Annotated in this window: 12 protein-coding genes; 6 read left to right on the top strand and 6 right to left on the bottom strand. The window is 65.2% G+C overall.

What is annotated here, in order from left to right; genetic code table 11:
- Positions 1–51: 51 nt before the first annotated feature.
- The 4 genes from Pla175_RS11215 (at position 52) to Pla175_RS11230 (ending at position 8,984) form a co-directional block, all read left to right on the top strand.
- Entirely contained in the window at positions 52–1,830 is a 1,779-nt protein-coding gene (locus Pla175_RS11215; protein ID WP_145284365.1) for an alpha-L-fucosidase, read from the top strand.
- An 88-nt stretch (positions 1,831–1,918) separates the two neighbouring features.
- The gene (locus Pla175_RS11220; protein WP_231954344.1) at positions 1,919–4,852 is read left to right on the top strand and encodes a signaling protein; all 2,934 of its coding nucleotides are present in this window, start codon (positions 1,919–1,921) and stop codon (positions 4,850–4,852) included.
- A 196-nt stretch (positions 4,853–5,048) separates the two neighbouring features.
- Positions 5,049–6,470, top strand: coding sequence for a sulfatase-like hydrolase/transferase (locus Pla175_RS11225; RefSeq protein WP_145284368.1), 1,422 nt, complete (start codon positions 5,049–5,051; stop codon positions 6,468–6,470).
- A gap of 135 nt (positions 6,471–6,605) precedes the next feature.
- Complete coding sequence (locus Pla175_RS11230; RefSeq protein WP_231954345.1) at positions 6,606–8,984, top strand: transglutaminase domain-containing protein; 2,379 nt, start codon at positions 6,606–6,608, stop codon at positions 8,982–8,984.
- Positions 8,985–8,999: 15 nt separating this feature from the next.
- Here the strand turns inward: Pla175_RS11230 and Pla175_RS11235 are convergent, their stop codons facing one another.
- The 4 genes from Pla175_RS11235 to Pla175_RS11245 all read right to left on the bottom strand — a co-directional run bounded on the left by Pla175_RS11235 (position 9,000) and on the right by Pla175_RS11245 (position 13,516).
- Complete coding sequence (locus tag Pla175_RS11235; RefSeq protein WP_231954457.1) at positions 9,000–9,779, bottom strand: copper homeostasis protein CutC; 780 nt, start codon at positions 9,777–9,779, stop codon at positions 9,000–9,002.
- A gap of 2 nt (positions 9,780–9,781) precedes the next feature.
- Positions 9,782–11,476 (bottom strand): sodium:solute symporter family protein, encoded by a 1,695-nt coding sequence (locus Pla175_RS11240; protein ID WP_261342815.1) that lies wholly within the window; start codon positions 11,474–11,476, stop codon positions 9,782–9,784.
- A 213-nt stretch (positions 11,477–11,689) separates the two neighbouring features.
- Positions 11,690–11,845, bottom strand: a complete 156-nt coding sequence (locus Pla175_RS25950; protein WP_197527430.1) for a hypothetical protein — start codon at positions 11,843–11,845, stop codon at positions 11,690–11,692.
- Positions 11,846–13,009: 1,164 nt separating this feature from the next.
- Positions 13,010–13,516 carry a hypothetical protein gene (locus tag Pla175_RS11245; RefSeq protein ID WP_145284374.1) on the bottom strand — a complete coding sequence of 169 codons (507 nt, stop codon included), beginning with the start codon at positions 13,514–13,516 and terminating at the stop codon, positions 13,010–13,012.
- A gap of 1,276 nt (positions 13,517–14,792) precedes the next feature.
- Between Pla175_RS11245 and Pla175_RS11250 the strand changes: the two genes are divergently transcribed.
- Together Pla175_RS11250 and Pla175_RS11255 are read left to right on the top strand one after the other, a co-directional pair.
- Positions 14,793–15,923 carry an ISAs1 family transposase gene (locus Pla175_RS11250; protein WP_145284379.1) on the top strand — a complete coding sequence of 377 codons (1,131 nt, stop codon included), beginning with the start codon at positions 14,793–14,795 and terminating at the stop codon, positions 15,921–15,923.
- A gap of 52 nt (positions 15,924–15,975) precedes the next feature.
- Positions 15,976–17,460, top strand: coding sequence for a sulfatase family protein (locus tag Pla175_RS11255; protein WP_231954346.1), 1,485 nt, complete (start codon positions 15,976–15,978; stop codon positions 17,458–17,460).
- Between the two features lie 255 nt (positions 17,461–17,715).
- On the opposite strand, the gene Pla175_RS11260 is transcribed toward Pla175_RS11255, so the two are convergent.
- Entirely contained in the window at positions 17,716–20,301 is a 2,586-nt protein-coding gene (locus tag Pla175_RS11260) for a PQQ-dependent sugar dehydrogenase (RefSeq protein ID WP_197527431.1), read from the bottom strand.
- A 105-nt stretch (positions 20,302–20,406) separates the two neighbouring features.
- The gene (locus tag Pla175_RS11265) at positions 20,407–20,817 is read right to left on the bottom strand and encodes a hypothetical protein (protein WP_145284388.1); all 411 of its coding nucleotides are present in this window, start codon (positions 20,815–20,817) and stop codon (positions 20,407–20,409) included.
- Positions 20,818–20,820 lie beyond the last annotated feature (3 nt).

Raw genomic sequence — 20,820 nt, forward strand, 5'->3', positions numbered from 1 at the left:
GACACGCCGCGCGTGGCGAACTCTACCTTCAAAGAAATGGCGGAAACAAAGATGGCAGCAAGAACCCGCACCGGACGGACGATCTGCGGACTCCTCATAACGACGTTCTGCGCCCTGGCGCTGGCCGGCCACGCGGCCGCGGCCCCGGCAGGGGCGAAGGAAACGCCGGAGCAGCGTGCAGACCGCCTGCAGTGGTGGAAGAGCGCGCGGTTTGGGATGTTTGTCCACTGGGGTGTCTATTCCGTGACCGGCGGCGAGTACAAGGGCCAGAAGCTGCCCAACAGCGCCGAGTGGATGATGAACCGTGGTGGCATCCCGATCGCGGAGTACGAGCAATACGCTGCCCGCTTCAACCCGACGGGGTTCGACGCCAAGGCGTTTGTTGCCTTGGCCAAAGAGGCGGGCATGAAGTACATCGTCATCACAGCGAAGCACCACGACGGGTTCTCGATGTTCGGGTCGAAGAGCAACCCGTTCAACGTCGTGGAAGCTACGCCGTTCAAACGCGACATCATGAAAGAACTGGCCGACGAGTGCCAGCGGCAAGGGCTCCGCTTTGGATTTTACTACTCGCAGGCCCAGGACTGGCACCACCCGGGGGGGATCGGGAACGGCTGGGACAAGAGCATCCGGCGCGTCAGCAACGACGAGTACGTCCGCGAGAAAGCGGCCCCCGAAGTAGAGCAGCTGCTCACCGAATACGGGCCGATCGGGATCTTCTGGTGGGACACGCCCCGGAAGATGAGCCAAGAGTCGTTCGACCGCCTCCACTCGCTCACGTCTCTGCAAGAGGACATCATCACCAACGACCGCCTGGGCGACGACTACCCAGGGGATTACAAGACCTTTGAGCGCAACATCCCCGATCAGGCCCCTTCGACGCCCGACTGGGAGGTCTGCATGCCCATCAGCGGAAGCTGGGGCTACAAGAAGGGGGACAACGACTTCAAGTCGACGACCACGCTCGTGCGCAACTTGGCGGATATCGCTAGCAAGGGGGGCAACTACCTGCTCAATGTCAGCCCGACCGGAGACGGGACCCTGCTTCCTCAAGCGACGGAGCGCCTCAAGGCGGTTGGACAGTGGATGCAGACCAACGGCGAGTCGATCTACGACACGACCGCTAGCCCTTTCAATCGACTGAAGTGGGGACGCTGCACCAAGAGGATCGCCACAGACGGGGCCACGCTCTACCTGCACGTGTTCGACTGGCCTGAGGACGGGCGGCTAGTCGTCCCCGGCTTAAAGAACAATGTGCAGTCGGCCCACCTGCTGGCCGACGGAACCCTCGTGGAATCCAGCCGGCAGGGCTCGGACGTTGTCGTGACGCTCCCCAGCGAGGCGCCCGACGCGATCGACAGCGTGGTCGTCCTGAAGGTCGCCGGCGAGCTCGACATCCAGTCGGGCCCAGCGACGCTCAACAAGAACGGGGCGCTGGTGCTGACCGCCGAATCGGCCTACATCCACAACAATGAAGCGGGCCAGGCGGCGCGTCTGCAAACGCATGATGGCGTCGCGAACGTGGGGTACTGGACCGATCCAGAGGCTTGGCTCGAATGGTCTTTCGAAGTCGATCGTCCGGGACGCTACGAGGTCTGGGCCGAGGTCGCCGTGGAAGAGGAAAAGAGCCGCTTCAATATGGGACCGCCAAGTCGCCCGAAGTCCGTAGAAGTGTTGTCGACCGGCGGGTACGACAAGTACGCCCGGAAGTCGCTGGGGAACCTACGCTTCGACTTGGCCGGCAAGCAAAGCCTGTCGATCAAACCCGAGAGCGGCAGTTGGCAGCCGATCAACCTCCGCAAGGTCGAGCTGGTGCGGGTAGGGAATTGAGGCCGACGGGCTTAGACCCGTCTTGCCTCGCCCGCCCTGCCCCGGTTGTCGCATGTTCCGACGCCACTACCTGAACCCTCTAGACGCTATGTGCAACCGATTTCTGGCACGGTGCTGCGGCACCGCCGTGGTCCTACTTGTTCCCTTGTGGCTGCCGGCGGCGGAGATTTTTGTTGCGACAACGGGCGACGATGCGGGCCCCGGCACGCGATCGGCCCCACTGCGAACACTGGCCGCGGCCCGCGACGCGGCACGGGAGTTTGTCGGCCGCGAGCGGGTCACCGTGCTCGTCGCAGACGGGGTGTACTACCTGCCTGAGCCGCTCGTGTTCACCCCCGACGACTCGGGGAGCGAGCAGTTTCCCGTTATCTATCGCTCGGAGAACGAAGGCGGAGCGGCGCTCAGCGGCGGGACGCGCTTGCGACTGAAGTGGCGGCCCTACCGCGACGGGATCATGCAGGCCACGGCGCCCGAGGCGGACAAGGTCGATCAGCTCTTCGTGGGGGGCGTCCGCCAACGGATGGCCCGCTACCCCAACTACGACGCGCACAAGAAGACCGACGCCTATCAGGGGTTCGCCGCAGACGCGTTCTCGAAGCAGCGCGCCGCCCGCTGGGCCGACCCGGCCGGCGGCTACATCCACGCCATGCACCGCAGCCGTTGGGGCGGGTACCACTACCGCATCACCGGCAAGAAGCCCAGCGGCGAGGTCCAGTACGAAGGGGGCTGGCAGAACAATCGGCAGATGGGGATGCACGAAGACTTCCGCATGGTCGAGAACATCTTCGAGGAGCTAGACGCCCCCGGCGAGTGGTTCCACAACGCCGCGTCCCACACGCTGTACTACTGGCCCGAACCGGGTGTCGACCTTTCGGAGGCCAACATCGAGGTGGTGCGGCTCAGCCGCCTAGTCGACTTTCAGGGGTCTGAGGCCGCGCCGGTCCGCTTTATCACCCTGCAGGGGTTCGTTGTCCGACACGCGGCGCGCACCTTCATGCAAACCAACGAGCCGCTGCTGCGTTCCGACTGGGCTATCCACCGCGATGGCGCCTTCCTGCTCACGGGGACCGAGGACGTGAGCATCGTCGACTCTGAGTTCGACCAAGTCGGCGGGAACGCGATCTTCGTCAACAACTACAATCGTCGCACGCGCGTTTTGGGCTGCCACCTCCACGACGTTGGCGCCAGCGGGGTCTGCTTCGTGGGCGATCCCGACGCGGTGCGCGATCCGCTGTTCGAGTACCGGGAGAAGAATGACCTTGCGACAATCGACCGGACCCCCGGCCCCAAGACGAACAACTACCCGGCCGAGTGCGAAGTAGCAGACTGCTTGATCCACGGCGTCGGGCGGGTCGAGCGTCAGCCCGCCGGCGTGCAGGTCGCTATGGCCTCTGAGATCACGATCCGCGATACGTCGATCTACGACTGCGATCGCGCAGGCATCAACATCGGGGATGGGTGCTGGGGCGGCCACTTGATCGAGCGCTGCGACGTCTTCGACACCGTGCTCGAAACTCACGACCACGGATCGTTCAACTCATGGGGACGCGATCGCTTCTGGCGGAGCGACCGAGACGTGTCGCAGAAGGCGATCGACGCCGAGCCGAGCCTTCCGTTCCTCGACGCTGTTAAGACCACGGTGATACGCGACAGCCGCTGGCGCTGCGACCATGGCTGGGACATCGACCTGGACGATGGGTCGAGCAACTACGACATCTACAACAACCTGTTGTTGCAGGGGGGCCTGAAGCTGCGCGAAGGGTTCCGGCGCCGCGCCTGGAACAACGTCGCCGTAAACAACGGCTTCCATCCCCACGTTTGGTACAACCACAGTGAAGACGAGGTGTTCGCCAACATCTTCATGGCCGCGCACCGCGGCGCCAGGATGCCCAGCGAGACGGCCAAGGGGAAGCGGGTGGACGGCAACCTGTTCTACTCCGCCGACCCAGCGGTCAAGAACCGTTTTACCCAGTTCGGGTGGGACGTTCACTCGGTCGTCGGCGACCCCATGTTCGTTGACCCGGCCGGCGGCGATTTTAGGGTAGAGCCGGGGTCGCCGGCGTTGGACGTCGGGTTCAAGAACTTCCCCATGGACCGGTTCGGCGTAAAGAAGCCGTCGCTCAAAGCTATCGCCCGGACACCGGTGATCCCCGCTGTGAGGATAGAAGAACGACGTGGCGACCGATCGAGGGGCCCCGCGCGACGCGCTGCGGCGGCGTCGTACTGGCTCGGCGCGACCTTGCACGACTTGTTCGGAGAAGAGTACTCCGCCTACGGCGTCCGCAAAGAGGACGGCGGCGTCGCCCTCGCTGAGGCGCCCAGCGACTGCGAGGCGGTCCGCTGCGGGTTACGGCAGAACGACCTCGTGCAGGCGCTCAACGGCGTAAAAGTTGCCAACACCGCTGGCCTTCTTACGACGCTCGCCGAAATCGGCGACGAACCGCTGGTGATCTCGGTGGTCCGCGATCAGCAAACGATCAAGCTGACCCTGCCGGCGAGCCACTATATTGCCCTCGAGTCGGCGGGCAGCGCCGAAGCGCTGACGCACCTGCCGGGGCAGGCGTTGCGTATCAAGAGCGTGACCGCCAACCAGCGCACGTTAAACGAACCCTTGGAGTCGCTTGTCGATGGCCGGCTGACCGGCGGCTACGGACCGGTGTTCGCAAACGGAACCTTCAGCGGCGCCTACAAGGCAGACCTGGGGGCGACGAAGCCCGTCACCGCGATCCGTAGTTGGTCGTCCAACACCAACGGCAATCGCGGGGCCCAGCGGGTCGCCCTGTACGGCAGCCGCTCCGCAATGGACCCCGGATGGGACCTGTCGGACCGCGAGCGATTCACCCCGCTCGGGACGATCGACACCACCGGGCTCTCCAGCGGGGCGTTCAACGCAGCCGGCCTGCACGCGCCAAAGGGGCGGTCCCTTGGAGAGTTTCGCTGGATCCTCTGGAGCGTCTCTCCCGTAACGCCCTCTGGTGAGAACACAAGTTTCCAAGAGCTTGCCGTCGAGGCCCGAGATTAGCCCGATTCAAGCTCGACCCGTATTGGTCGGGGACGCCTGCTACGATCACCCGGCCACACGCCATAGGCGACTCAGGAATGGCGCCCATTGGGCCGAATACGGCGCCCCCCCATTCTTCCTGCTTCGCCGACCGGTCGGACTCGCTCAGACGTGCGTCCGCAGTCACTCATAACCCAATCAGCGAGAACTCGAAACGATGACCGCACTCAAGGGCCTGTTGGCCGCCTGCGTCACTAGCCTGCTATGCACTGCTTCCGCCAGTGCCGCGGACACTGCGCGGTCCGAACCTCCCAATGTCATCCTGATCATGAGCGATGATCAAGGTTGGGGAGACGTAGGGTTCAACGGCAACCAGAGAATCCAGACCCCCAACCTCGACAGTATGGCCAGCAGTGGCGTGCGGTTCGATCGCTTCTACGCCGCGGCGCCCCTCTGCTCGCCGACGCGGGGGAGCTGCCTCACTGGGCGCTACCCGTTCCGATTCGGCATACTCGCCGCCCACACGTCTGGCATGCGTGTCGGCGAGTTCACGATCGCAGAGATGCTCAAGGGCCGCGGCTACGCGACAGGCTTCTTTGGGAAGTGGCACATCGGCTGGGTCGACCCCGCGGAGGTGGCGCCGCGCGGACACTATTCGCCCCCGTCGCACCACGGGTTCGGCGAGGTCTTCGCCACCACCAGCGCCGTGCCCACCTGGGACCCGTGTGTGACCCCCGAGGGGTGGGACAGTTGGGGGGGCGAGGCGGGGAAGCCCTGGAAGGGCGGGTTCCCGTACCTGCACAACGGCCAGAAGGCGACCGAACACCTCTCAGGGGACGACAGCCGCGTCATTATGGACCGCGTGATCCCCTTCATCGAGCAGCACAAAGAAGGGCCATTCTTCGCGACGGTCTGGTTCCACGCACCCCACGAGCCGGTGGTCGCGGGCGAGGAGTACAAGAAGTTGTACGCAAAATCTGGCGCCGCTCGGCAGAACTACTACGGCTGCATCACCGCGATGGACGAGCAGGTGGGCCGGCTGCGCAGCAAGCTGCGGGAGCTCGGGATCGAGAAAGACACGGTGCTGTTCTTCTGCAGCGACAACGGCCCGGCCGACAAGCTGGCGAAGAAGGGGGTCGCGTCGGCCGGCCCATTCAGGGGCCACAAACACACCATGTACGAGGGGGGCTTGCTGGTCCCGGCGTGCGCCGAATGGCCGGGGGTCATCAAGGCGGGGAGCAGCACGGACGTACGTTGCTCGACCGTCGACTACTTCCCCACCATCGCCAACATCGTGGGCTACTCGTTTTCCAAGTCGCGCTCTAGACCGATCGACGGGATCGATTTGATGCCGGTGATCGAGGGGGGCATCGCGTCGCGCGATAGGGACCTCTTCTTTGGTTTCCGCCGTCTGCATCAGGGGACAGACGGAAAGGCGATTATCAGCGGGGATTTCAAGCTGCTGAAGGAGGCCAACAAAGACGGCGCGGTGCGCATGTACGACCTGCGGAGCGACCCGGGGGAAGAGCAGGACCTTGCGCAGTCGATGCCCGACAAGTTCCGAGAGATGTCGGAGAAGCTCGAGGCCCTTGAGGCAAGCTGCCTGCTAAGCCGCGACGGCGCCGACTACAGCTACTGACGTCGTCCCCTGCTCGGCGTCATCCTCCGGAACTACCATTGGCGAGGCGACGTGATGCGAAAGAGATTCAACTGCTGGCGGCGCCCTCTCCTTTCCCCTGGCCCTCCGGGACATCGATTGAACCGGTCGGACGCCATGGCCATGCCTACCCATGCGCGGTACGCGGTCGGCGCGCTGTCAATGCGACGCGTGTGCGCCGCGTTGCTGGTCGCCGTTGCCAGCATTACCGGGTTACAACAGAGCAATGGTGCTGAGTCAGCGGCGATCGAGTCCGCCCTCGCTCAGGCCGGGGACAACGCCGCCGAGCTGCGCGAGGCCCTTGCGACGGTCCCGGAGCCGCAGCGGCCTGGCATGCGGTTCTTGATCGCGCATATGCCGGCCGACGACCTCCAGGAGTTGTCGGCCGAATTCTTGGTCGAGCACGTCGTTTACGCCTACCGTGCGTGGGAAGAATCGCCCTGGCGCGAGCAGGTCGATGAGGCGTTGTTCTTCAACGACGTGCTCCCCTACGCCAGCGTCAACGAGCGCCGGGACCAGTGGCGCAAGGACTTCTACGAACGATTCACGCCGATGGTTAAGGGCGTCAACACCCCCGGCGAGGCCGCGGCGAAGCTCAACAACGAGATCTTCCCGCTGCTGAAGGTCAAGTACAGCAAGCGACGGCGAAAGGCCGACCAGAGCCCGTACGAGACGATCCAGAGCGGGTTGGCGTCCTGCACGGGGCTGTCGGTCCTATTGATCGACGCGTGCCGCTCGGTCGGCGTTCCGGCCCGGTTTGTCGGCACGCCGCTCTGGTCGGACAACAGCGGCAACCACTCCTGGGTTGAGGTGTGGGACGGGGGCTGGCATTTCACGGGCGCGGCCGAGCCCGCCGGCATGGAACTCGACCGGGGCTGGTTTGGCGGACGCGCATCGCGGGCGCAACGCGACAACCCCCGCTACGCCATCTACGCCACCAGCTTCCGCCACACGCCGCTCAGCTTCCCGATGGTGTGGGACCGCCGCAATCAGTCGGTGTCGGCCGTGAATGTCTCCGACCGCTATACCTCGAAAGACGAAGCGGTCCCGGAAGGGTCCACCTCGGTGCGGTTCTGTGTCGTGGACCCCGCGACACGGCAGCGCGTCCAGTGCACTCTCTCGGTCGAAGACTCGTCTGGACAAACCCGGTTCAGCGGCGAAACGAAGGACGAACGCTTCGACGGAAACGACCACTTGTCCGCGACGCTCCCGGGGGGCGAGCGGTACCGGGTGGTGGCCCGGCGGGAGGGCGTCGTCGTCGAGCAGGAGATCGAAGCCCACGGCGACGAGCAGCTTGTGACCCTTCGTTTGCCCGGCGCCGACGATCCCGTGCAGCAGCTCGTGGGCTATCTGGCCGAGCCGCGCGACACGCGCCCGCCGCTTGCCGACCAGCCTTTCGCGAAGACCGGGCTGACGCGGGAGCAGGCCGAACGTGGGCAGCAGATGCTCTGGGAGGACCACGAGAAGATGATCCGCGAAACGCGCGCCCAGGAAATGGAGGCCAAGACGCTCGTCGACGGAGACTTCACGATGCCGTTTGCCTACACGGTGTTCGGCGAGAAGCCCCCCGGCGGGCGGAGCCTGTACATCTCGATGCACGGGGGGGGCGGGACGGCCGAGCGTGTCAACACCCAGCAGTGGAAGAATCAGCAGCGGCTCTACCGGCCCGCAGAGGGGGTGTACCTGGCGCCGCGGGCGCCGACGGACACCTGGAACCTGTGGCAGATGCCGCATATCGATCGGTTGTTCACCCGGCTGATCGAGGACCTGATCGTCTTGGAAGACGTAGACCCCGACCGTGTCTACGTGATGGGCTACTCCGCCGGCGGCGACGGCGCCTTCCAGCTCGCCCCACGCATGGCGGACCGCTGGGCTGCTGCGGCGATGATGGCGGGCCACCCGGGCGACGCCTCGCCGCTGGGCTTGCGGAATATCGGTTTCGCGGTCTACATGGGGGGCAGGGATGGGGCCTACAAGCGGAACGAGCACGCGGCCCGCTGGAAGGAGAAGCTCGCCGAACTGAGGTCCGCCGACCCAGAGGGCTACTTCCACAAAGTAACCATCTACCCCGAAAAGGGGCACTGGATGGACGGCGAGGACGCCTCGGCGCTGCCTTGGCTGGCGGCGCAAACCCGAAACCCACTCCCCGAGAAGGTCGTTTGGCAGCAAGACAACATCACCCACGACCGGTTCTACTGGCTGTCGATCGGCGATCAGCCGGTCAAGAAGGGGGCAACTATCGTGGCGACGCGCGACGCCCAGCAGGTCTCGATCGAAGCCGACGGCATTGACGAGGTCACAGTGCTGCTCAACGACGAGATGCTCGACCTCGACAAGCCCCTGCGGATTACGTCCGGCGAGCGGGTGCTGTTCGAGGGGACCCCGGAGCGCACGATCGCCATGTTGAGCAAGACGCTCGACGAGCGGGGAGACCCACGCGGAGTCTTCTCCGCGGCGGTGACCGTGCGCCCAGGGGGCGACGCCGCGGGCGAGTAGCCGCGTCGCCGCCGGTTAGCCGCCGGATATCGCCCGTCGTAATGCAGCAACGGCTGCCGGGTCGACCGACCGCCACGCGCCGCTACCGAGCCGGCGGAGGTCGCACAGGGCTGCGGACATGGCCGGCGTCGTCGAGGGGTCGTAGCGACCGGTCGACGCCCCCACGTGCAGCGAGGTACAGCCCGTGGTGGCGAGCAGCTCGGCGGCGCCGGCCGCATCGATCCCGCCCCCTGCGAGCACCTCGATCCGCCCCGCCGCCATCCCGACCAGCCGCCGCAAGGCCGCGCTCCCTTCTCGGGCAGTAGCCGCACCGCCGCTGGTCAGCACCCGGGTCACGCCAAGGTTGATCAGCGATTGCAGCGCCGCGTCGAGCGATCGGGCGGCGTCGAAGGCGCGGTGGAAAACGGTTTCGGCGCCCGCTGCGATCGAGACCATCTGCGCAACCCGGGCCTCGTCTACCGCTGAGTTAACGGTGAGCATGCCGAAGACGACGCCGGCGGCGCCCGCTTCGAGCGACTTCGAAGCATCGGCCTCCATGCACCGAAACTCTGCTTCCGAATAAGCGAACCCGGCGGCCCGGGGACGGATCATCGAGACGACCGGCAGGCCGACCCCGCGGACGACCTGCTCGACAAGCCCAAGCGAGGGAGTCAGCCCGCCCAGTTCCAGGCCGCCGCAGAGCTCCAGACGACCGGCGCCGGCCGCTTCTGCCGCCAGGGCGTCGTCGAGCGACCCGACGCACACCTCCAGGAGAGGGACTGGGCGAGCGGGCTCGGGTTGCTGGAGCGGTTGCATGGTCACGCTGCGCGGGGGGTGGGGGGCGCTCGCCAGTAGGTGGCGGCCAAGGCTGCGGTCGATACGACGCTCGTCAGTGCAAGCAGTCCGCACTGGAGGGGCTCGCCGTACAAGAACTTCCCAACGGCGAAGAGGAGGGAATAGATCGCGACGCAGCCCAACGCCATCCGCAGCAGGCCGATGCGGATCGATTCCCCGTCTTTCGGCCCATCGAGCATGTCGCCTCGCCGCGCAGCTTCCCGGTACACCCGACGCCAACCGGGGCCGCTGGGCCGGACCTGTCGGCAGAAAGCCTCGAGCGTCGCGGGCCGTTCGGGCGGCGAGAGCCAGATCGCTGAGAACCAAATGGCGGTCGTGACGGCGACGCCCAGACAGAGCGCCTGCCAGCCCGCTAGGCCGTGGTCGGGGCCGAACTGGAGGTAGGCGGCCACCACCACGGACGCCGCCATCGCCACGATCTCGGCGAAAGCGTTTACCCGCCACCAGTACCAACGCAGGATGTAGATCAGGTCGGTTCCGGCGCCGACGCTGAGCAACAGATCGAAGCCCTGCTTGGCGGTCTGCAGCCAGAGGGCGAGCAGGCTTGCCAGCAGCATCATCACCACGGTGGAGATGCGGCCGACCATCACCAGACGCTGCGGAGAAGCGGCGGGATCGACCACGCGTTGGTAAAAGTCGCCGGTGACGTACGACGCCCCCCAGTTGAGGTGCGTCGAGATGGTCGAGACGTACGCCGACAGCAGCGACGCGATGATCAAACCACGCCATCCGATGGGCGCCATCGTCAACATCGCCGGATAAGCCAAGTCGTGGCCGAGCTTCGACTCATCAACCGCGGGGAAAGCGGCCCGCAGGTCGGCGAGCTCCGGGTAGACGACGATCGAGGCAAGCGCGACGAGGATCCAGGGCCACGGCCGCAGGGCGTAGTGGGCGACGTTGAACAGCATCACGGCGCCGAACGCGTGGTCTTCGTTCTTCGCGGCGAGCATCCGCTGCGCCAGATAGCCGCCTCCGCCCGGCTCCGCGCCCGGGTACCACACGCTCCACCACTGCACGGTGAGGGGCACCAGGAGCGTGGTCGCAAGCAGGTCGCGGCTCTCGGTGCTGCTCCAATCCCAGGCGGGCGTCAACGCCTGCTTGGCGGCGACCGAATCGTGCGAGAAAAGCCCCGAGAGTCCGCCAACGCTGGGGTGCTGGAGGGCGAAGTACGCGGCGGCGATGGCGCCGGTCATCGCGACCCCGAACAACAGGCAGTCGGTCAGCACCACGGCGCGGAACCCGCCGAAGGCGCTCAGGACGAGCGTTGTCACGCCGCCGCAGATAAGCACGGTTGCCGGGGAGGCGCCCAGCAGCACCTGCCCAAGCTTGATCGCGGCGACCGACACCACCGCCATCACGATGACGTTGAAGACCACTCCTAGGTAGAGCGCGCGAAACACGCGGAGCACCACGGCGGGTCGTCCACTGTAGCGCAGCTCGTAGAACTCGAGATCGGTCCGCACCCCAGAACGCCTCCACAGCCTCGCATAGAGGAAAACCGTCAACATCCCGGTGAGCAGGAACGCCCACCAAGCCCAGTTGCCGGAGACCCCCTTAGTCCGCACCAGTTCCGTGACGAGCCCGGGCGTATCGGCGGCGAAGGTGGTGGCGACCATCGAGAGGCCAAGCAGCCAACCGGACATCCGCCTCCCGGACAAGAAAAATTGCTCGGGGTCCCGCCCCGCCCGCCGGCTCGATCACACGCCCACCCCGGCCGTCACCACGAGCACCGCGGCGACAATCAGGCCGTCAACCAGGGCTAGCTGCATCGCGGGGTTCGCTGGAGGTTGGTGCGATCGAACGGGGCAGTGAAATAGACCCGAAACAAAGCGGCCGCCGCAAGTCCGCTAGAAATAAGTCAGGCGCTGCGCTCAACTCGTGCCTTCCCCGTTGTCCTGCTTGCTGATGACGAGTTCCGGCCGCGCGGAGTCACGCGCCGCCGCCCGCACCAGCACCGGCGCGCAATCGCCGCACAGCAGGGCCGTTTCCGACTCATTAGCCTTGAGTATGGTCAACTTGGCGTTCACACAGCAGGCGCTCACAAGGCGGAGATTATCCGTCCAATACCGTTGCGTCATGCACCGACAACTGAGCCAGCATGCCGTGATGGCGTCAGCGGCGATGCATGAGCCCCAAGGGATTGGTCGTCGATCTGGAAGCCCGTCAGCTGCGTGCGGTGAAGCTGCTTTGCGAGGGCTGGAGAGTAGACGACGTAGCGGGGGGGCCAATCCGCAACGCGCCCCGCGCGCCGGCTGTCGAAGCAGCAGCGTTCCCGGCTGCGTCGTCTGTTGAGGGCCGGTCTCCGCTAGGCCGGCTTCGACACCAATCTATGGACGCTTCTGCGGGTCGCGGAGTTGATTGGCAGGGGTTCGGAGTCTGACGCCACTCGACGTACGTCGGCCGGATACTGCACGCCCTGGGGTTCTCTCGCCAAAGCGTCGGCGTGTGCAGATGTTCGTCCCGCGCATGGATCTCAACGCGAAGGCGGATGGCTCCGTCTGGTTCCTCATCGTCCTGCGACTTGAGCTGAGCGGCAAGACGCACGTGGTATGGGACAACCTGGGCGCCGACCGACGAGCGGAGAACTGCCTGCGGGCGATGGGTGGCCAGTGGGACCAGTCGAAGTCGCGTTGGCTGACCAGGCGTTCGAGCAGGCCCTGCTCTGCGGAAACTTCCGCTGGGCCGGATCGATCTCCCGTGACTCTTGTTGCCTACGCGTGGAACGAAACATGGCTCCGACCTTCTGCTTGCTCCGCACGCTGTTTTATGCCTCTCCAGGTGACAACAGATTCCGCCCCCTGAGGGATAAAAGAAAGCCCACCCGTCTGGCCCCACATTCCCCCGCCGGCCGCCCGGACGCCACGAGTCCAAAGCGGCCCGCCGGGAGTGGAGCACCGGCCAGATCTCTGCCGCCGCCGCTGGACCTGTCTCCTAGGCGCCGAATCAGGTACCGCCTTCTACCGCCGGGCCGGCCCACGGAATGTGTAGGCGCCGCCTACGAAGAGCACACTGACGGTTGGCCAGAAGGCGGTGGAGAGCAGCACGACTAGAACAACGCATGCCCAGGATACGACGGCCCACGGAGGCGGATGCGACCGGAACTCGGGCGGAGGACCCCCCGGTCTTCGCTACCCGACTAAAGGGGCGTTCTCGGTTGGAGGACTGGAACAAGAAGCCTGCTCGCAACGCGATCACGCCGACACCGGCGTCGCCGAGAACGCCCGCCAGTTATCGGCCAGCTCCCGCCGCAGCTGGCTTATCCGCCCGGCCGAGACGCCGAATAGCTCCGCGGCGCCGCGGGTCGTCTCTCCCTCGGCCAGCGTCTGGGCGATCCGCCGCTTAGGCTCAGGAAGAAGTTCCAGCCACGCCCGGAAGTCGATCCGGACCGCGGCGATCTCGGCCGGGGTGGCGTGGCGGTCTGCGACCAGCTCGGTCCAGCCGGCGGATTCATCTTCGCGGCGCTCCGGCCCGAGCGCATCCTGGTTCGCGAGCCTCGACCCTAGCCGCCTACCTGCGCGGCCCAGTCGGACAGCGTAGATTGCCAGCGGTGTTGCGTACGCGTCTGACTCGCGACCCTGCACGGCCAGACGGTGGTAGTTAATGGCTGCCTGGGCGACCGCCTCGCTGCGGGCGTCGTCCAAGGCTTCGCCTTTCAAGCCACGCAGCAGTTTGCGGACCTGACGTTCGATTTGGGGCATCAGTGCTACAAAGCCTGCATGCCATGCCGGTGCGCAGGGATCTACAAACACGCTCATCTTCGGGGCGTCCTCGGGGAAAGGACCGCCCCCGCAGACCGAGAGCGGTCGTGTAGGGGAAACACAACCGCTCTCGCGTCGTGCAGAGAGCAAAGAGACGGTTAGCCGGCCGCAATGCGGGCCTCATGCCGTGCGACGGGGGCCCGCGAGTCCGTTGGAGCGGCGGCGGCTAGAAGATTGATCAGGCGGGGAGGGGCTGCTCAGCCGACGTGGCGGGCGGCTAGACCTTCCTCAAATACTTATTGCGCAAATCCGCCGATTGTTTAGTGCGTTGATGCAGCCTTTCTCAGTATGATTCGTCCGCAAACGTTCGATAGGAAGCCGCGTTCCATGATCCCCCTCGATCCCGGAGCTGCGTTCTCAGGCGCTCGCATGCAAGGCGGCTGACCGACTTTGCAAGATGCAAGTCTGACTGCTAAGCCGCTCCGAACTGAGTGGCGAATCGCCGGAGTATGGGTTCGCCGCCCGTATGATTCAGGGGACCATGCGGTTGCTCCACCGCAACCGAATCCGCCGGGGAGATGGCTCGCTCCGTAGCGCGTGCATGCCGTCGATTAGCCCCAGATCGGCGGCTGATTTGTTGGGTTTCATGCATCACCATTGAAGCCATCACGACCTGCTGGTTCGGTTACCGATGCATGTGGCAAGGGAAGCTTCTGACGCTAAAAGGCATTCGGCTACTTGGTTCGGTGGGTACGTCCTTCCGCACCACGTTTGGCCGAGGCGCTCGCTGGCTTTGATTCGACGGCGCTATTCGCACTATAATGGCGTGAGTAGCAGGTTAACACGGCGTGCTGGAACGATCGCGCAACGACGAAGCGCGTCCGAACGAGAACCCAGTGAACTATCTCCCGCGCCGAGTCTTCAAAGCAGTCCTGACGGCTCGGCGTCTTCCGTTTGGTTACTCGAAAGCGGCCGCGGCCCCGCCCTGCCCTACCCCGCCCTGCCCTGCCCTCTGCAACCTTCCGCCGCCACAGCGAGTCGCCCTATGAAGCCACTACTTTGTCTGATGTCCCGGCTGGGTGCGTGCCGCTATGGATTGATCGCCGCCCTGGCCCTTTTGCACGCCAGCGGTGGGGCCCAGGCGACCGATGGGGACATTAAGGCGAAGCCCACGGCGATTGCGCCAAGCTAGGCAATATGCGACCCTCTAGGCAAGCCGGCGTTTGGAATGGCAGCAGGTGTTGCCTGGCGGCCGGCGGGACCTGGAGGGATGGGCATGGGCGCCAAGGCGAGCGTGCGGATTGCGGAGCATTTCGAGGGCCTCACCGACCCGCGTCGGCGTGAGGTGACCTACCCGCTGGTGAACATCGTGGCGATGGCGTTGTGCGCGGTGCTGAGCGGGGCGGACGACTTCGTGGCGATCGCCGACTGGTCGCGGGAGAAGAAGGATTGGCTGGCGAGATTCTTGGACATGAGCAGTGGGGTCCCCTCGCACGACCGCTTCAACGCGGTCTTCGCGGCGATCAAGCCGGCGGAGTTCGAGAAGTGCCTGCTGAGCTTCATCACGGCGTTGCACGAGGTGACCGAAGGGCAGGTGATCGCGATCGACGGCAAGACCTTACGGAGGAGCTTCGACGCGGCGAGCAGCAAGGCGCCGATCCACATGGTCAGCGCGTGGGCGTCGGCCAATCACATCGCGCTGGGGCAGGTGGTCACCGACGCGAAGAGCAACGAGATCACGGCCATTCCCAAGCTGCTGGATATCCTAGAAATCCAGGGGTGTTTGGTGACGATCGATGCGATGGGCTGCCAGCGGGAGATCGCCGAGCAGATCGTCGTGGGAGGGGGGGACTACGTGCTGGCGGTCAAGGGGAACCAGCCCAAGCTGCACACAGCGATCAAGGGCTTCTTCGCCGCCCACCTCGAAGACGATTGCAGCGGCATCGATTGCCGCCGCTCCGAGTCGCACGAGAAGGGGCACGGCCGGCAGGACGATCGCTACTACTACTTAGCGAAGCTTCCGGACGGGTTCGACGAGGGGAGCAAGTGGCGCGGGCTCAAGGCGATCGGCCTGGCGTGCCGCATCACGACCCACGCCGACGGAACGCAGACGCACGACACCCGCTACTACATCGCCAGCCGCTACCTCAGCGGCCAAAAGTTCGCCGACGCGGTCCGTGGCCACTGGGCGATCGAGAACGCGTTGCACTGGCAACTAGACGTCACCTTCGGCGAAGACCAATGCCGCATCCGCAAAGGCCACGCCGACGCCAACTTCAGCCTGCTGCGCAGGACAGCGCTGAGCCTGCTCAAGAACAACACCTCACGCAAGCTGGGCGTCAAGAACAAACGCCTCGCGGCCGCATGGAGCGACCAGTATCGGCTGGAAGTCCTGTGCGGGAGGTGAGTTATGGTGCGATCGCCCTGAGGCGAAGCCGAGAGTCGCTCGGCCGAACATCTTGTTCATTTTCACCGACGACCACGCCGTCCAGGCGATTGGCGCCTACGGATCGAAGATCAATGCGACGCCAAACATTGACCGAATCGCCGAGAGCGGCTGCGTCTTCACGCGAAGCTTCTGCGGTAACTCGATCTGTGGGCCGTCGCGCGCGACCGTTCTGACTGGCAAGCACAGCCACAAGAACGGCTTCCTTAGCAACTCGAGCGGGCCGTTCGACGGGTCGCAGACCACCTTCCCCAAGCTGCTCCGGGCGGCGGGGTACCAAACCGCCTTGGTGGGCAAGTGGCACTTAAAGTCGCAACCGACAGGGTTCGACTACTGGGAGATCCTGCAGGGGCAGGGAGACTACTACAACCCGGTGTTCCTCTCCGAGGGCGCGGAAGCGGGGGAGAGCGATTCGACGCAGGCCATGGGCTACTGCACAGACCTGATCACAGACAAGGCGGTTGCCTGGCTCAATCAGCGTGACGCCGACCGTCCCTTCCTGCTGATGTGCCAGCACAAGGCGCCGCATCGCACGTGGGCGCCGCCGCTGCGCTACCTAGATCGCTACGAGGAACAAGACATCCCCGAACCGGCGACCCTGTTTGACGACTATCAGGGGCGGAGCCGCTCGCTGGCCGAAAACAAGATGTCGATCGACAAAGACTTTAGCTACCCCTACGACCTCAAGATCCGCGAGCCGGTCCCGTTCGCCAACGCGTATGAGCAGCGGTTCCGCGACAATGAATACGCCCGGATGACGCCCGAGCAGCGCGCCGCTTGGGAAGCCGCGTTTGGTCCGCGGAACGAGGCCTTCCTTGCTTCGCCCCCGCAAGGCAGAGCGCTGGTCCGCTGGAAGTACCAGCGCTACATCAAGAACTACCTGCGGTGCATTGACGCGGTCGACGACGGAGTCGGCCGCCTGCTCGACTACCTCGAAGAACAAGGGCTCAGCGAGAACACCATTGTTGTCTACGGCTCCGACCAAGGCTTCTACTTGGGCGAGCATGGGTGGTTTGACAAGCGCTGGATGTTTGAAGAGTCGCTCAAGATGCCGCTCTTGATGCGATGGCCTGGCGTGATCCCCGAGGGCGCCGAGCAGGACGCCCTGGTGCAGAACATCGACTACGGCCCCACGTTCTTGGACGCCGCCGGGCTTCCGCCTGATCCAGCGATGCAGGGCGAGAGCATGCGACGACTCTTCACGGAAGAGGCGCCCCGCTGGCGTGATGCAGTCTACTACCACTACTACGAGGGGGGCGGAGAGCACAACGTGCCTCGCCACGAGGGCGTACGCACCGCTCGCTACAAGCTGATCTACTTCTACGACCGGGGCGAGTACAACTTGTTCGACTTGAAAAGCGACCCCAACGAGCTGCGATCGCTCCATGACGAGCCGGGCAGTGAAGCGGTCTTGGCGGAAATGAAGTCGCAGCTTCAGCGGCTTCGACGTCAGTACGAAGTCACGGCGGGTTCTCCGGAACGCCGAAACGCAGAATGACGACTACGGCTTGGCCTGCTGCAGGCGGATTGCAACCGCCGCACATGCCCGGCCGATCGCGGCCCCTTTGCCGGTCCGCCGCGACGCCATGCCTCCCAGTAGATCTCGTTTCTGCCTTCAAGCACCGCCGGTGGCCCGCGATTCCGGCTCGCCCGCGGGCCAAGAAGCGGATTGTGGGCCCATCGGAGCAGGCGCCATCTCCAAGATCGAACGCTCTATCGGGCTGCGTTGATCGCGCGGCAAGTCCGGCACTCGCTAGCCGCGAGCCCGATTGGGTTGCCGGAAGGAGAGCATCGTGGCGACCAAGCCGAACAGCGTTAGGCAACCGGGCTCGGGGGTCGGAACGCCGCCGGCCGCGCCGGCGCCTGGCGCCTGGTTGCCGAAGTGTTCACGCCAGAGTTGGTAGTCGGCGATGTCGACGACGCCGTCGGCAACGCCCGCGACCGCTCCGGTACCGTCGGCCGCGCCGCCGGCGCCCCCAAGGTTGTCACGCCAAAGGGTGTAGTCGGCGGCGTCCACGACGCCGTCGCTGTTGAAATCGCCGCGAAGCATATAGGAAACACTGCCCAGTCTTGGGGCGCCTTCGCCATCAACGAGGAACTCAAGCACGAGGTCGTCGGCGCTCGCGGCGAGGATCTCGCCGAGGTCGAAGGCCTCGCCCGGTGCGAGCAGGACGCCCCCCGGCGACAGCTCGCTGAGCGCGAATTGCGTCGGCGACCCCTCATCCCATCCGACGCGTCCCTGGTCGGCGAGGCTCTCCCAAGCGGCGTCACCCGGGTCCAGCGCGCCCGATGCGGAGAGGATTGAATAGCCGCCGAGCGTGACCGAGAACTCCGAGTCGTTGACCAGCGACGCCTCGCCGGTGACCGGATCGACGAGCAGGGAGAGGTTGTTCGACTTGCCAACCCCCTCGTAGGTGACGTTGCCTTGAACTACCAGCCCACCCGCGGTGCGGTACTCAAAGGCGATGTCTTCTAGGTTCATTCCAAAGGCCACCTGCGTCCCGACGAAAGGGTTTCCGAACGCGATCGACCCGCTCCCGGCGATGTCGAGCGTGCCGTCGGCGTTCAGCTCAGACAACGCGTTTGCTGTGGGGCTAGCTTCTTCCCAGCCTTCGTATTGGCGCGAAGCCAAGCTCTGCCAACCGGTTGGGTCGAGTCCGCCGCTGGCGGATAGGATCGAGTAGCCGTCGATGGCGACATCGTCGCCGTTGTTGTTGATCAGGGTCACCAAGCCGGTTTCCCGGTTGACCAGCAACTCAAGCGGCCCGGGGCCCTCCCCCACCAAGCGACGGACGAAGCCGTCAGTCTTGGTGAGCAGCCAGATCTCACCGTCGCTGGTCTGACCGAACCGCAGGTCGACACGACCGCCGCCAAAGTAGGCCGAGCGCAGGTCGATGTTGGTCTCGACCCCCTGGGCGTTCTTGGTAAAGAGCTGGATCTCTTCGACCGCGGCGGTAGTGGTGTGGTCGGTCAGGTCGATGTTTTTCATCGTCTCGACGTCGGTCGCGAACAATCGGCCGTTGACGATGTCGCCGAACACGAACTTGCCCTGGAGCTCCGGGATCATCGATCCCTTGTAGATGAACCCACCCGCGATGGCCGATCCCTCCCCGTGGTCGAACTGGGCCGTGGGGTAGAGGAACGGTTCGCCACGGAAGTCAACGTCCTGTTCAGGGGTGAGGTTCATCGGGAACACCTGGTCGGCGCCGTTGCTGCCACCGCTGCTGGCGGTGTTGATGAACGTTCCTTCGCGCTCGGTCCAGCCATAGTTGCCGCCGGGGATAACCCGCTCGATCTCTTCGATCGCGGTGTGGCCAATGTTGGTGACAAACAGCGTCCCGTCGTCGTCCCAAGCCATACGGTGGGCGTTGCGGAAGCCGAGGGCGTAGACCTCGTCAAACGTGTTCGGATCGCCGTCCACAAAGGGGTTGATGGCGGGGATGGTGTAGTCGCCCCGTGTCGCGGCGATGCCGCCAGAGACCGAGGGGCTGCGCGGGTCGATGCGGATCATCGTGCCCGCCATCGTGTCCAGTCGCTGCAACTGGCCGGGCTGGCCGTCGGTGCCACTCCCCTGCGGCGCCCCGGCGCCGTTGATGTAGCCCCAGTCGCCGCCGGAGATGTACAGCAGGCCGTAGTCGTCGTCGCCGGGTTGCGAGCTGGGGTTGAACTCGAGGTCGCCGAAGGGGTGGAAGTAGGCGTCGGCTGAGGTCCCCACGCGGAGCAGCTCGCGGCGGCTGCCGGTCGCCTCGTTCCAGGTGGCGGCCTCGGGGTTGGCGGCGTCCCACTCGGTGACGATCGTGTGCCACTTGGTCTGCACGCCCGGACGAAAATCGACGGTAGCAAACCCCGGAACAGCAGTGACGTCCTGCGCCCGCTCCAAGTGGATCGTGTAGAAGAGTCCGTTGGTCTCGAACTCGGGGTGGAAGTTGAAGCTGATCAGGCCCGCGGCCAGCCCCCCTTGGAACCGGGCGTCCCGGAAGATCGAGCTAGCGCCGCCGTTCGCGGCGTCGATATCGACAAACACCTGCGACTGGCCCGTCTGCTTATCGACTGAGTAGATCTGCCCCCGAAGATCATTGACAAAGAGCCGGCCATCGGGCGCCTCGCGCAAGAAGTTGATCCGCGCACGGCTATTGTTCTGGTCGGGCTTGTTCCCTAGCGTGCCGCGCGTATCGGGCATCTGCACAAAATCTTCAATCTGTACCCGCAGCCCCTGCTTGGTGATCGGGGTCGGGATCGGATTGCTGAGTTGTGCAGATGCGTACTGGGTTAGACCCGTCAAGGCGCCAACCAGCGCCAGCAGGGCCGCGCCACGCCGCAAGCGGAAGTCGAGTTTCAAGTTGCTCGTCTGGGTAGGGCTTGTGTGGGGATGAATTGCCTGGCAGCACTCGATCATGTTGTTTGAAACGCCTGGTCGATTTGCCTATCTGTTCCTGCCGATCGCCTATCCGCCTGCATTCTTCAGATCAAAATTGGCGTCCTTGATTCCTTCTGCGGGCACGTCGAGCACCCGGCTGCCGTCACGAAATGGAAGTGGGATGTTCCGCTTTGGGAGCACCGTGAACTCGTCCCCCGGCGCTTCTTGATAGACGCTCAGGGTGACCTTGTTACTGCCCACGATAGCGCCCACGGGGCGGCCCTTTGGCGCCGCGAGCGTGTAGTGGCCGGTCGCGTCCGTGACGCCGACAGCAAGCTGCCCCGGTTTGCCGCCTACCGGCTCGAAGGTCACTTGGATGCCGACCTCGGGCTTGTCGCCGGACGTGACGTTCCCCTCGACCGGCGCGTAGGTCACTCCGCCGCCGCAGCCGGCAAGGCCCAGGGCGACGGCGGCGATCACGGTGAAGCGGCGAATCACGGA

Source organism: Pirellulimonas nuda, from assembly GCF_007750855.1.
Classification (GTDB): domain Bacteria; phylum Planctomycetota; class Planctomycetia; order Pirellulales; family Lacipirellulaceae; genus Pirellulimonas; species Pirellulimonas nuda.